This is a genomic window from Bacteroides sp. 3_1_13 (assembly GCF_001185845.1).
GTDB lineage: Bacteria > Bacteroidota > Bacteroidia > Bacteroidales > Bacteroidaceae > Bacteroides > Bacteroides xylanisolvens.
This window is the reverse complement of the sequence record NZ_KQ236956.1, coordinates 797199-810588: the sequence shown is the minus strand read 5'-3', so window position 1 is coordinate 810588 and position 13390 is coordinate 797199. Positions and strand designations below refer to the sequence as shown.

Annotated in this window: 9 protein-coding genes; 5 read left to right on the top strand and 4 right to left on the bottom strand. The window is 42.3% G+C overall.

Annotated elements, in window-relative coordinates:
- Positions 1 to 173 precede the first annotated feature (173 nt).
- Positions 174 to 1358: a uracil-xanthine permease family protein gene (locus tag HMPREF9009_RS15775; RefSeq protein ID WP_004316975.1), complete on the bottom strand. Its 1185-nt coding sequence runs from the start codon at positions 1356 to 1358 to the stop codon at positions 174 to 176.
- 166 nt (positions 1359 to 1524) lie between these two features.
- Here HMPREF9009_RS15775 and HMPREF9009_RS15770 point away from each other — a divergent pair, with 166 nt between their 5' ends.
- The 4 genes from HMPREF9009_RS15770 (at position 1525) to HMPREF9009_RS15755 (ending at position 7104) form a co-directional block, all read left to right on the top strand.
- A complete protein-coding gene (locus HMPREF9009_RS15770; protein ID WP_049702674.1) occupies positions 1525 to 2991 on the top strand; it encodes a potassium/proton antiporter in 1467 nt (488 codons plus the stop codon).
- Positions 2992 to 3271: 280 nt separating this feature from the next.
- Positions 3272 to 4936: a long-chain fatty acid--CoA ligase gene (locus tag HMPREF9009_RS15765; RefSeq protein ID WP_004316977.1), complete on the top strand. Its 1665-nt coding sequence runs from the start codon at positions 3272 to 3274 to the stop codon at positions 4934 to 4936.
- 141 nt (positions 4937 to 5077) lie between these two features.
- On the top strand, positions 5078 to 5752 hold the full coding sequence (locus HMPREF9009_RS15760) for a response regulator transcription factor (protein WP_049703350.1): 675 nt from the start codon (positions 5078 to 5080) through the stop codon (positions 5750 to 5752).
- Between the two features lie 20 nt (positions 5753 to 5772).
- Positions 5773 to 7104: a sensor histidine kinase gene (locus HMPREF9009_RS15755; protein ID WP_049702673.1), complete on the top strand. Its 1332-nt coding sequence runs from the start codon at positions 5773 to 5775 to the stop codon at positions 7102 to 7104.
- Between the two features lie 88 nt (positions 7105 to 7192).
- On the opposite strand, the gene HMPREF9009_RS15750 is transcribed toward HMPREF9009_RS15755, so the two are convergent.
- Genes HMPREF9009_RS15750 through HMPREF9009_RS15740 form a run of 3 tightly spaced genes read right to left on the bottom strand, consistent with a single transcriptional unit; the run spans position 7193 to position 12715 of the window.
- On the bottom strand, positions 7193 to 10318 hold the full coding sequence (locus HMPREF9009_RS15750; RefSeq protein WP_049702672.1) for an efflux RND transporter permease subunit: 3126 nt from the start codon (positions 10316 to 10318) through the stop codon (positions 7193 to 7195).
- Between the two features lie 14 nt (positions 10319 to 10332).
- Positions 10333 to 11427, bottom strand: a complete 1095-nt coding sequence (locus tag HMPREF9009_RS15745; RefSeq protein WP_049702671.1) for an efflux RND transporter periplasmic adaptor subunit — start codon at positions 11425 to 11427, stop codon at positions 10333 to 10335.
- A 22-nt stretch (positions 11428 to 11449) separates the two neighbouring features.
- Positions 11450 to 12715: a TolC family protein gene (locus tag HMPREF9009_RS15740; RefSeq protein WP_049702670.1), complete on the bottom strand. Its 1266-nt coding sequence runs from the start codon at positions 12713 to 12715 to the stop codon at positions 11450 to 11452.
- A gap of 236 nt (positions 12716 to 12951) precedes the next feature.
- Here HMPREF9009_RS15740 and HMPREF9009_RS15735 point away from each other — a divergent pair, with 236 nt between their 5' ends.
- On the top strand, positions 12952 to 13314 hold the full coding sequence (locus tag HMPREF9009_RS15735) for a thioredoxin family protein (RefSeq protein WP_008639955.1): 363 nt from the start codon (positions 12952 to 12954) through the stop codon (positions 13312 to 13314).
- The last annotated feature ends 76 nt before the right edge of the window (positions 13315 to 13390 follow it).

Below are 13390 nucleotides of genomic sequence, written 5' to 3'. Positions count from 1 at the left end.
ATTTCCTTCTAAAAGATAGTGACGGTATATGATAAGGATAGTGACGCTATACGGTAATGATACCGTCACTATTTCCATCATATACCGTCACTATCTTTTTTATATATAACCGGGAATCCTGCGTTTATTCTTTCTTCTCGAATACCGGCTTCCTTTTATAGTGATTTCCTTTTTTAATCTTCTTTGGGCAATATCAAATTGAGAACTACTCCTACCAAAGCTGCCAATCCGATACCGGACAAAGAAAAATCACCCCAGCTAAAAGCAGCGCCACCAATCCCGACAGTCAGTGTCAAAGACACGATAACGATATTTCTTGTACGGCTCAAATCAATACAGTTATTCACAAGATTACCAATACCCGCACAGGCAATCGTCCCGAAAAGCAACAGCATAATGCCACCCAGTACCGCACTAGGTATGGATCTTAGTAATGCGCTGATTTTACCGATAACGGAGAACAAGATAGCAGAGATGGCAGCTATTCGGACCACTTGCGGATTGGTAATCTTTGTTAATGACATGGCTCCTGTCACTTCCGAATAAGTAGTCACAGGAGGACCACCCAGCAATCCGGCACAGAGACAAGCCAGACCATCACCCAATAAGGTGCGGTGCAATCCCGGGTCTTTCACGAAATCTTTTCCCGTAACCGTATTCACCACATAGACATCACCAATATGCTCTATCACCGGAGCAATAGCTACCGGAATCATAAATAACACCGGCTCCCATGAGAATTTAGGAAAGACAAACTGCGGTAATCCAATCCAAGCGGCATCTCTGACGCCGGACAAATCCAAACCATAGAAGATCCATGCAGCCAGATACCCCACTACAATTCCACAGAAAATAGGTATCAGCTTCAAAAGTCCTTTAGCTTTCATCGAAACAACAACCGCAGTCACCAATGAAAGGAGAGCCAGCACCCAGTTCTCTTTTGCCATATTCACTCCCGTTCCCGCCAATGATAAACCTATCAGAATAATGACAGGTCCTATGACAACAGGAGGAAACAACCGTTCAATCACCCGCACTCCCTGCCATTTGACAAGCGCACTCATCACAAAGTAAACTAATGCAACTCCAACCATGCCGGATAAAGCGCCGGGCAGCCCATAAAGTTCTGTCGCTTTAATGATAGGCGCAATAAATGCGAAACTACTCCCCAAAAAGATAGGAACCTTTCCACGCGTAACGGCATGAAAGATAAGCGTACCAATACCTGCTGTAAACAGAGCTGTCGAAGGATCGAGCCCTACCAATAACGGCACGAGTACCGTAGCTCCGAAAGCCACAAACAAGAATTGTACCCCCACCACCCCTTTCCTCAAAGGTGTAAGATTATTTGAATCCATAAGTATAATGTAGATTAATCTCTGCAAAATTAGTCTTTTTAGACAATTTAACTCCCTTTTTTCACAAAAATACATCTAAAAAGGGGTTTTATTTGTTGTTAATAATGTGTAACTTCGCACGGTGAGAATTAAAACGACAATTTTATAACTTTATAATATATTGCCTATGATATTTACAGCAGAAAACACCCTACTTATCGGTTCTATCTTACTTTTCGTCAGCATTGTTGTTGGAAAAACCGGATATCGCTTTGGAGTACCTACCTTATTATTGTTCCTCGTAGTAGGAATGTTGTTTGGAAGTGACGGCCTCGGCCTGCAATTCCACGACGCGAAAGACGCGCAGTTTATCGGTATGGTCGCTCTTAGCATTATCCTTTTCTCGGGAGGTATGGATACGAAATTCAGAGAAATCAAACCTATTTTAGGTCCCGGTATCGTGCTTTCCACTGTCGGAGTACTGCTCACAGCTCTTTTCACCGGGCTCTTTATCTGGTGGATATCAGGTATGAGCTGGTCTAATATTTATTTACCTATCACCACTTCCCTGCTTTTGGCCTCTACCATGTCGTCTACGGACTCGGCTTCGGTGTTCGCCATTCTCCGTTCACAGAAGATGAATTTAAAGCACAACCTCCGTCCCATGCTGGAACTGGAGAGCGGAAGTAATGACCCGATGGCCTATATGCTTACCATTGTCCTGATACAGTTTATTCAATCGTCTGGTATGGGAGTCGGAGCTATCGTAGGCTCTTTTGCCATCCAGTTTATCGTCGGTGCGGCTGCCGGATATGTACTCGGAAAGCTCGCAATCCGAATGTTGAATAAGCTCAATATTGACAATCAGGCCTTATATCCTATCTTATTACTTGCATTTGTATTTTTCACTTTCTCCATCACCGACTTACTGAAAGGTAACGGATACCTTGCCGTATATATCGCTGGTATCATGGTGGGAAACAATAAAATCATGCACCGTAAGGATATCTACACCTTTATGGACGGACTGACCTGGTTGTTTCAAATCATCATGTTCCTTTGCCTGGGATTGCTTGTCAATCCGCACGAGATGTTGGAAGTAGCTGCTGTGGCATTGCTGATTGGTGTCTTTATGATTATTATCGGCCGGCCGTTAAGCGTATTCCTTTGTTTGCTTCCATTCCGGAAAATCACGATGAAATCACGTATTTTCGTGTCCTGGGTAGGATTGCGCGGTGCAGTTCCTATTATCTTTGCCACCTATCCGGTAGTGGCGGGCGTAGAAGGTTCGAACCTCATCTTCAACATTGTTTTCTTTATTACCATCGTGTCATTGGTGGTACAGGGAACAACGATTTCTTTCGTAGCCCGAATCTTGAATCTTTCCAAACCACTGGAAAAAACAGGAAATGATTTCGGAGTGGAACTCCCGGAAGAAATAGACTCTGATCTTAGTGATATGACTATTACTAAAAGTATGCTGGAAGAAGCAGATACATTGAAAGATATGAATCTCCCGAAAGGCACGCTGGTAATGATTGTGAAGCGCGGAGATGAGTTCCTGATTCCCAACGGAACGCTGAAACTGCATGAAGGAGATAAACTGCTGCTCATCTCCGAAAAATCAAAAGAAGAAGAGACTGATTCTGACTAACATCCGAAAAGATTGATTCTATACACTATAACTGATTCGTCTCCACGTATGAAGCCTCTTGTCCCTATAAGACACTCGTTTCTTCTTCATGTGTGGAGACGAAATGTTTTAAATAGGCCAACAGACTAGTTTTAAGGAAGAAACACGAAAACGCCTTAGCAAGCCGTAAAAATTGTTCATTCCCCTCCGTTAATTAACCGTAAAACTTGAATTTAAAATTCGGTTTACATCAGCGAAGTATTAATTTTGCGCAGTTTTAAACTAAATGTGCAAAAATCGAATGGAACAAGAACATCAGTTCATTGATTATATTGAGCAAAGCATCATCAAAAACTGGGACAAGGATGCCTTAACTGACTATAAAGGAATTACCCTTCAATATAAGGATGTAGCGCGTAAAATCGCTAAATTTCACATTGTCTTGGAAAGTGCCGGCATCCAGCCGGGAGATAAAATTGCCGTTTGCGGACGTAACAGTGCTCATTGGGCGGTTACTTTCCTGGCAACGATTACTTATGGAGCCGTTATTGTTCCTATTTTGCATGAATTCAAGGCAGATAATATTCATAATATCGTCAACCATTCCGAAGCCAAATTACTTTTTGTCGGTGACCAAGCCTGGGAAAATTTGAATGAGGACGCCATGCCTTTATTAGAGGGTATTGCTTTACTAACAGATTTCTCACCATTAGTATCACGCAACGAGAAACTCACTTATGCTTTTGAACACCGGAATGCAATATATGGTCGACAATATCCCAAGAACTTCCGCCCGGAACATATTTGCTACCGGAAGGATCATCCTGAAGAACTGGCTATTATCAATTATACTTCCGGCACCACAGGTTACTCTAAAGGAGTGATGCTCCCCTATCGCAGTCTTTGGTCGAATGTGGCTTACTGCTTCGAGATGCTTCCCGTTAAACCGGGCGATCATATCGTTTCCATGTTGCCTATGGGGCATGTGTTCGGTATGGTATATGATTTCCTTTACGGATTTTCTGCAGGTGCGCACATCTATTTCCTGACGCGCATGCCGTCTCCGAAAATCATTTCTCAATCTTTCTCTGAAATCAAGCCAAGAGTGATCTCTTGTGTGCCATTGATTGTGGAAAAGATTATTAAGAAAGATATTCTTCCTAAAGTAGACAGCACAATCGGTAAGTTATTGCTTAAAGTGCCTATCGTGAATGATAAAATCAAATCGCTGGCACGGCAGGCCGCCATGGAAATCTTCGGTGGAAACTTTGACGAGATTATTATCGGAGGCGCTCCTTTCAATGCTGAAGTTGAGGCCTTCCTTAAAAAGATAGGATTCCCCTATACAATCGCTTACGGTATGACTGAATGTGGTCCTATCATTTGCTCCAGTCGTTGGGAAACGCTGAAACTTGCTTCTTGCGGAAAGGCAACCAGCCGAATGGAAGTTCGTATTGACTCGCCGGACCCGGAAACGCATGCCGGAGAAATCGTATGTAGAGGAATGAACATGATGCTGGGATATTACAAAAATCCGGAAGCTACCGCGCAAATTATTGATGCTAACGGCTGGCTGCATACCGGTGACCTCGGCACGTTGGATGAAGAAGGTTACGTAACAGTTCGCGGACGTAGCAAAAACCTGCTTCTCACCTCTAGCGGACAGAACATCTATCCGGAAGAAATTGAAAGCAAGCTGAATAATATGCCGTATGTTGCGGAATCACTGATTGTCTTACAGCATGAAAAGCTGGTAGCAATGATTTATCCGGATTTCGATGACGCTTTCGCTCATGGATTGCAGCAGACGGATATTCAGAAAGTGATGGAACAAAACCGTATCGAGTTGAATCAACAGCTTCCTAACTATTCTCAAATAAGCAAGATAAAGATCCATTTCGAGGAATTTGAAAAGACTGCGAAAAAGTCAATCAAACGCTTTATGTATCAGGAAGCAAAGGGATAATTATCCCGGATAGCGCGATAAGTATCCTTGCAATTTCAGAAAAACAGTACAACTCAAAAAGGAGAAACACTTAAATGTAGGGCGAATTTCTTTCTTCAGATGCCAGGAAAAAAGTATCTTTGCGCATAAACAATCTGAATGATGGCAAAGATATTATTAGTTGAAGATGAAATAAACATCGCCTCTTTCATTGAACGGGGGTTAAAAGAGTTCGGACATACGGTAACCGTCTGTCATGACGGAAACGCTGGTTGGAAAATCCTTCAGGACGAACCTTTCGACCTTTTGATACTGGACATTATCATGCCGAAAATAAACGGTTTGGAACTTTGCCGGCTTTATCGTCAGACGTTTGGGTACCAGTCTCCTGTGATCATGCTGACAGCCTTGAGTACAACGGAAGATATCGTTAAAGGACTGGATGCGGGAGCAGATGATTATCTCGTCAAGCCATTCAGTTTCCAAGAACTGGAGGCACGCATCAAGGCCTTGTTAAGACGCAATAAAGAAGTAACCTCCAATCTGCTGACTTGTGATAATCTGATATTGGATTGCAATACCCGAAGAGCTAAAAGAGGCAATATAGATATTGATCTTACTGTCAAGGAATATCGTCTGCTCGAATATTTCATGACTCATCAAGGGGTTGCGCTCTCACGTATCACCCTGCTTAAAGACGTATGGGACAAGAACTTTGATACCAATACCAATATCGTAGATGTTTATGTAAACTATCTCCGGGTAAAGATAGACCGTGACTTTGATAAAAAGCTGATTCACACAGTCGTAGGATTAGGATACATTATGAATACTTAAACTCACCAACTATCCCGGCTATGAAAATAGGTTCCAAAATAGCTTTTTTCTATACCTTAATCAGTGTGTTGACCACTGTCATTATCATTGCTGTATTTTATATTTTCAGTACACAGTATATCAATAAGCTCTATGCTTCCTACCTGCGTGAAAAAGCCTACCTGACTGCACAGAAGCACTGGGAAAAGGATGAAGTGGACGAACAGAGTTACCAGATTATCCAACGAAAATATGATGAACTCCTGCCCGAAGCTCATGAGATTCTTCTCAACATGGACAGTCTTTCTGAAGTGCGTGATACGTTGAATAAGTATCTCACGCAACACCAGCAAACACTTCTACTGGCAGGGAAAGACAGTATTCCTTTTTCTTTTAAATATAAGGACCAGTTGGGAGCCGCCCTTTATTATCCGGATAATGAAGGGAATTTCATCGTACTTGTCATGTCCCGGAATGCCTACGGAACAGAAATCAAGGAACATCTGTTGTTACTTTCCATTTTCCTCGTTTTAGCCAGTTCCATCCTGATCTTTTTCATCGGGAAAATATATTCCGGTCGTATTTTGGTTCCGCTGCAACACATACTAAAGGAGTTGAAAAGAATACGGGCCAACAGTCTGAATCGTCGGCTAAAGACTACCGGAAACAATGACGAGCTGGAGGAGATGATAAAAACATTAAATAGTATGCTCGACCGTTTGGATAGTGCTTTCAAGGCAGAGAAATCCTTTGTAAGCCATGCTTCGCACGAGTTGAACAATCCGATTACTGCTATTCAGGGAGAATGTGAAATCAGTCTGCTCAAAGAAAGAAGTACCGGAGAATACATTGAATCCCTGCAACGAATTTCTTCGGAAAGCAAACGGTTGTCCAGCCTGATCCGCCACCTTCTTTTTCTTTCGCGGCAGGAAGAAGAACTCCTGAAAAATAATGTGGAAGAGATCATTCTATCTGATATATTGAAAGGGTTGACCGGTTCTACTGAAAGAATCCGTCTCCACTTGGAAGCAACAGAACAACAAGCTGTTGTTAAGGCTAATCCTTATCTGTTAAAGATAGCATTGAAAAATATAATTGATAACGCATGTAAATACTCCGATAAGGAAGTAAATGTGGCTCTCTATCGGGAACAGCAACAAGTCATTCTTGAGGTGGAAGATCAGGGAATCGGTATTCCGCAAGAAGAAATAGAGCATATTTTCCAGTCTTTCTATCGGTGTAGTAACACCCGGGATTATGCCGGACAAGGTATCGGACTTAGTCTGACTTTGAAAATCATTTCTGCTTATCATGGAAAGCTGGATATATCTTCAGAAATAGAAAAAGGAACAAAAGTACGGGTGATTTTTTAATTCACCCTTCTTTTATCCCTTTCTCACTCTACCTACTGAAAACTACAAATTTAATCTATGAGCGTTTTTTCCACAGAATAGAAATGAACTAAATACGTCTTTGCAATAACTTTCCGTTTTTATCATATAACATTCGTTCATATACCACTTCTACGATGAGAGGAAAGACAAACAAGGCAAAGAAAGTCGCTCCTATCAATCCGCCGATAATAACAATTGCCAACGGACGCTGTGATTCCGAACCAATTCCATGACTCATGGCAGCAGGCAACAAACCGATAGCCGCCATTGCCGCTGTCATAATCACAGGGCGGATACGTGAGCGTACTCCTTCTTTCGTGGCCTCCTCCAAAGGAGAACCCAGTTTCAGATTCGCCTTGATGTCGGAAATCATAATCACGCCGTTCTGAATACAAATACCGAACAAGGCGATGAAACCGATACCCGCAGAAATGGAGAAGTTGAATCGTGTTATCAGAAGGGCTACAATACCCCCCACAGCGGCAAATGGCACATTCAGCAATACCAGTCCGGCATCCCGCGCATTAGAGAACAGAATAAACAGGATGATAAAAATGATAGCAATACTGATGGGAACCACTTGTGCCAAACGTTTCGTGGCACGTTGCTGGTTCTCGAAATCACCTGTCCATTTCAGCGAATATCCTGCCGGAAGATGTACGGATGCATTCACTTTTTTCTGTGCCTCGGCAACTGCCGTACCCATATCACGGCCTCTCACCGAGAATTTCACTGCACAGAATCGTGCATGATTATCACGGAAAATAAGTAATGGTCCCGTAATGGTCGTTATATCCGCCAGTTCCTTGATAGGCATCATTGTGCCATCCATTGCCGGAACCAGTATCTTACCTATTTCTTCTTCATTCTGGCGGAATTGTTCGCTATACCTTACCATGATATTGAATTTCCGTTCGTCCTCATACAATAATGAAGCCGATTTTCCGCCAATCGCCATCTCGATAATCGATTGCACATCTTCTTTAGCAACGCCATAACGCGCCAACTGACCTTCATTCAACTCTATACGAAGTTCCGGCTGACCGATATTCCGAATCACACCCAAGTCTTCAATTCCTTGAACCGTGCCCAGGATTTTCTCAATCTGCACCGCATATTTCTCCGACTCATACAAGTCTTTACCAAACACCTTCACCGCAATAGATCCTTTCACGCCGGAAGCGGCTTCCTCCACATTATCGGTAATCGGCTGTGAGAAATTGAAGTCAATGCCGGGGTAAATGGATAAATCCTCCTGCATTTTATCGATCAGTTCCATTTTTGTCAATTTACTCTCCCATTCCTTTTCAGGGTATATATCAACGTGAAACTCGATATTATAGAATCCGGTAGCATCTGTTCCGTCATTCGGTCGGCCGGTCTGTGACAGGACTTGACGTACTTCCGAAAACGTTAATAGCTTCCTTCTCATTTTATTGGCAAGCGTCACCGATTCATCCAGCGAAATGCTTTGCGGCAAGGTGGCACGAATATAGATAGAGCCCTCATTCAACTGTGGAAGAAACTCCGTACCCAAGAAAGAGAAAAGCCATAATCCGACACCTGCTATGACCGTTGCCAGTCCGATAGTCAGTTTCCTGTGCGCATAGAATAAATCAAAAAGAGCCGTACACTTCGCATTGATAAAACGGACAAAACGATTATTCTTCTCACGCACATTCTTTTTCAGCAGCATAGACGACATTACCGGCACCAGTGTCAGCGTAAAGATCAAAGCTCCTAACAGTGCAAAACCCAGCGTATAGGCCAAGGGAGAGAACATCTTTCCTTCTACCTTCTGGAAAGAGAAGATAGGAATCAACGCGGTTATGATAATCAATTTGGAGAAGAAAACTGCTTTCGCCTTGTCTTTTGCGGTGTTACGGATCAATCCCATTTTGGACATGACATTAAATGCCGGCATTCCTACTTGCCTTGCCTTCTTGTCCAAAGCCACAAACACTCCTTCCACCATCACCACTGCCCCATCAATAATGATACCGAAGTCAATGGCTCCCATAGAAAGCAGATTGGCGGACATTCCCATCACCCGTAGACAGATAAAAGCGAATAGAAGGGCTAATGGGATAACGACAGCAACAATCACGGTAGTCCGCCAATCTGCCATAAAAATCAATACAATAAACGTAACCAATAAAATCCCTTCGATCAGATTATGTGTCACCGTCTTTACCGCCAGATTCACTAAATCCTCCCGGTCATAGAATGACACGATTTTCACATCTTTGGGAAGTATATTCTGATTCAAGTCTTCTATTTTATCTTTCAGGTTTGCAATCACCTCACCCGGATTCTCCCCTTTCCGCATGACTACAATGCCTTGTACCACATCATCTTCATCCATTCGTCCTACTTGGCCGAGGCGTGGCAAACAGGATTCGTGTACATCAGCAAGATTCTTCACCAAAATCGGAGTGCCGTTGATGTTTTTCACTACGATGTTTCTCAATTCTTCCAAGTCGTTAATCAGACCAATTCCACGAACAACATAAGCTTGCGAACTCTTGGTGATGACATCTCCTCCTACATTGATGTTACTCTTGGCTATCGCATCATAAAGCTCCAAAGAAGTAATTCCATAGTTAATCAACTGGTGAGGATTCACGCTTACCTCAAACGTTTTCACTTCTCCGCCGAAGCTCACAATATCCGCTACGCCGGATACCGAACGAAGGTTACGCTCGATCACCCAATCCTGGATTGTTTTCAGCTCCCGCACACTACGTTTGTCACTACGGAGTGTATAACGGAATATTTCTCCCGTCGGGCCATATAACGGTTGCACCTCCGGAGTAACCCCGTCAGGAAGATCGGCGTCATTCAATAAATTATATACCTGTTGACGGGCGGTGAAATCATCCACACGGTCTTCGAACATCACATTGATTACAGAAAGTCCGAAAAGAGTGGTAGAACGAATATCCGTTTTCTTCTGAACAGGATTCATGGCAATCTCAACAGGAATGGTGATAAACTTCTCTACCTCTTCCGCACTACGTCCCGGCCATTGCGTGATAATCGTCACTTTCGTATTCGTCACATCCGGGAAAGCATCTATCGGAGTATGTTTAAAAGAAACAGCTCCGGCTATAACGGCAATCGCTGTACAGAAGAAAATAAAGAACTTATTCTTCAGCGAGAAAGCCACTATATTATCTATGAATTTGTGCATACTATTTTCTGTTTTTAATCTGCATTCAACGCATTATATACCAACAATACATTATTATTCAGCACCCTGTCCCCCTCAGAAAGCCCGGAACGGATATAACACTCCTTGCTCAACTGTTTGTATACATCTACCTCTTTCACCTGCAAACGCTGATCCGGCTCTACTACAACAACATAGTTTTTCCCTCCTTCAAACACCAGCGCATGAGAATCGATACGAGGCATTGAAGTTCCATCTGCTTTGCACTTCACACTTACATTCGTAAACATCCCCGGCTTCAACAGATACTCTTCATTCTTTAATTTGATACGGACATTCATTGTTTTACTTTCGCTATTCAGTAAATGATATACCTTATCGATAGTGCCGGCAAACATCTTATCCGGATAGGCCAATGTAGAAATACGTACAGAAGCACCTTCAGAAATCTTACTGATATCGCTTTCATACACATCTGCCATCACCCATACGTCCGACAACCCCGAAATCGTGAACAACTCTTCACTCTGATCCGGACGCAACTGCATATCCCTGCTGATTTGTTTCTCCACAATAAAACCCGAAACAGGTGATTTCAACTGATAATAAGCATTTCCGGAGAAATTATAAATGGAAAAGACTTCCTTTATCCTTCTTTCTTCGGCTTCGGCACTCGTCAACTCCTGCTTTGCCTGAAGCACATCTTTATCCGAAGCCATACCGGAATTATACATATCCTGCGTAGCATCCATGTTTCTGCGGGCGAGCAACAATTGTTGTTCCGCTTCTTTCAATTGTTTCTCATAGTCCGCCACTTCTCCACTGCGGATGACTGCCAGTACATCTCCTTTACGAACATAATCTCCTATTTCTGCTTTCAGTTCCGTCACCGTACCTCCAAACATCGGATATACATGCGCTACCTGATTTTCATTAAAAGTGACCCGTCCGTTCAATGTCAGTTCATCAATCACTTCTTGAACGTGAACCGTATCGACAGATACAATTCTCAACAAGCTATCTGTCAAGCATAAGGCAGCCGGTTCAACATTCGGTTGTTCTCCTTTACCGGAGCATGCTCCCAATACGGTAGTAAGCAATATGCAAGGAAGGAATTTATTCCAGTTCATAGTCTTTGATAATTTATGAATATTAGTAGTTTAATATATTTTGCCCGATAGTTGTATTCAGGTTTTCCATCGCGAGGAAAACATCTTTCTTTATTTCATGCAACTGAATACAGGTTTCCTTATAACTGTCATAGTAATCGATAAACTCCAGCAAGCTGATATTTCGCTTGGTAAAATTTTCATTCACTCCTGTTATCAGTTTCTCAAAGTTACGTTCCAAATCCATATTGGTAGATTGGTAAAGCTGAACAGCTTTTTCCAGTGAAGCATAAGCGGTATAAAGTTCCATATCTGCACGATTAGCAGCATTTTCCTGTTCCGCTCCCGCCTGTTGAATACTAAAACGGGCTGCCTTTATATTTCCCTGATTGCGATTGAAAATAGGTACTGACAAACTCACTCCCACCGCAAAATAGTTATTGATAAAGTTTCCGGCACGGTCATAGTTCCCTTTCACCGAGAACTCCGGAAATGCCATCGATTTCTGCAATTTCAGATTGGCACGAGAAGCGCTTACCGTACTTCTGGCAATCTTCAAGTCGGGACGTTCATTCACCATCGCTTTCAAGTCGGCAAACGATAATTGAGACAAATCCAATTGCTTTAACACCTCTTCGTCCAGTGATAACTTAACCGCAGCATCTCCCGGAAGATTTAACAAGACATTCAGTTCTCCTCTAAGAGTCAGCAACTCATTTTCCCGTTCGTTCTTCTCTTTCTTCAAAGAAAATAACATCGATTCCAAACGAGACATTTCCATCAATGAGATATTCCCTTTCTCCTGTTGCAGCTTCATTCCGGCAAGCAGTTCTTGCAGAGAGTTCACTTCTTTCTCGTAGATGGATATAGATTTCGAAAGAAAATAGATTTGCACAAACTTCTCATTCAACTCCTGACGGAGTGTTCTCATCACCTCTTCAAACTGATATTCCGCTATTTCCTTATTGATTTTTTCCAGCTTTATCTGCTTGTTTCGCTGTCCGGCAAGGCGAATGACCTGTTCAACCTCCACAACCGTTTCACCCTCCTTACCAAAATCAAAATACTTTCCATTCAAGCGGTTATAGACATTCTGTTCCAGCGAGATGACCGGATTCTCAAATAACCTGGCTTGCAGCACTTGTGCCTGTGCCATATCGATGTTATACCGTTCGGCTATCAGCGATAAGTTACGTTCCAGGAAACGTTGTTCCGCCTCTTTCAGCGTTAATGTTCCTGTGGTAGCCTGTTGCGCACATATTCCTCCTGTCAGCAGAAGAAAAAAAGAAATTAAAAATACTCTGTTCATTACTATATTTATCTTTATTACCTTATCGTAGTTGTCGCAGCAAAATTACAATTCTACAACCGGAGAAACGGGAAAAAACGATTATAAGCCTCTCATATCAGATTAGAATTTGATTAGAAAAGAGCCATAAAGGAAGAATTGTAAACACAACAGGAAAAATGGCCAGCCTTCTTTCATTCCAACTCCCCTATCTTTGCAGGAGAGAAAATAAAACGAATCATTAAAAAATAGGATATATGAAAATAATAAATTTAACCAAAGATAGTTTTGTAGAGAAAGTAGCAGATTATCAGTCTTATCCTGACAGTTGGAACTTCAAAGGGAATAAACCTTGCCTGGTCGATTTTCATGCACCCTGGTGTGTCTATTGCAAAGCATTATCGCCTATATTAGACCAATTGGCAAAAGAATACGAAGGTAAATTAGATATTTATAAAGTGGACGTCGATCAGGAACCGGAACTGGAAAGCGCATTTAAGATTCGTACCATTCCCAATCTGTTACTTTGCCCGTTGAACGGCAAACCGACAATGAAATTAGGCACTATGAATAAAGCCCAATTGAAAGAATTAATAGAAACCAGTTTACTTTCAGAATAGAAAAACATCGAAAGTCCGGAAAGTTCCTTATGACGATAGACTGATAAACTACCGAGCTTTTGATATAATACAGAAC

What these genes read in the sequence shown, in the direction of transcription:
- HMPREF9009_RS15775 (WP_004316975.1), bottom strand. Translation starts at nt 1,358, where the DNA reads ATGGATTCAAATAATCTTACACCTTTGAGGAAAGGGGTGGTGGGGGTA.
- HMPREF9009_RS15770 (WP_049702674.1), top strand. Translation starts at nt 1,525, where the DNA reads ATGATATTTACAGCAGAAAACACCCTACTTATCGGTTCTATCTTACTT.
- HMPREF9009_RS15765 (WP_004316977.1), top strand. Translation starts at nt 3,272, where the DNA reads ATGGAACAAGAACATCAGTTCATTGATTATATTGAGCAAAGCATCATC.
- HMPREF9009_RS15760 (WP_049703350.1), top strand. Translation starts at nt 5,078, where the DNA reads ATGGCAAAGATATTATTAGTTGAAGATGAAATAAACATCGCCTCTTTC.
- HMPREF9009_RS15755 (WP_049702673.1), top strand. Translation starts at nt 5,773, where the DNA reads ATGAAAATAGGTTCCAAAATAGCTTTTTTCTATACCTTAATCAGTGTG.
- HMPREF9009_RS15750 (WP_049702672.1), bottom strand. Translation starts at nt 10,318, where the DNA reads ATGCACAAATTCATAGATAATATAGTGGCTTTCTCGCTGAAGAATAAG.
- HMPREF9009_RS15745 (WP_049702671.1), bottom strand. Translation starts at nt 11,427, where the DNA reads ATGAACTGGAATAAATTCCTTCCTTGCATATTGCTTACTACCGTATTG.
- HMPREF9009_RS15740 (WP_049702670.1), bottom strand. Translation starts at nt 12,715, where the DNA reads ATGAACAGAGTATTTTTAATTTCTTTTTTTCTTCTGCTGACAGGAGGA.
- HMPREF9009_RS15735 (WP_008639955.1), top strand. Translation starts at nt 12,952, where the DNA reads ATGAAAATAATAAATTTAACCAAAGATAGTTTTGTAGAGAAAGTAGCA.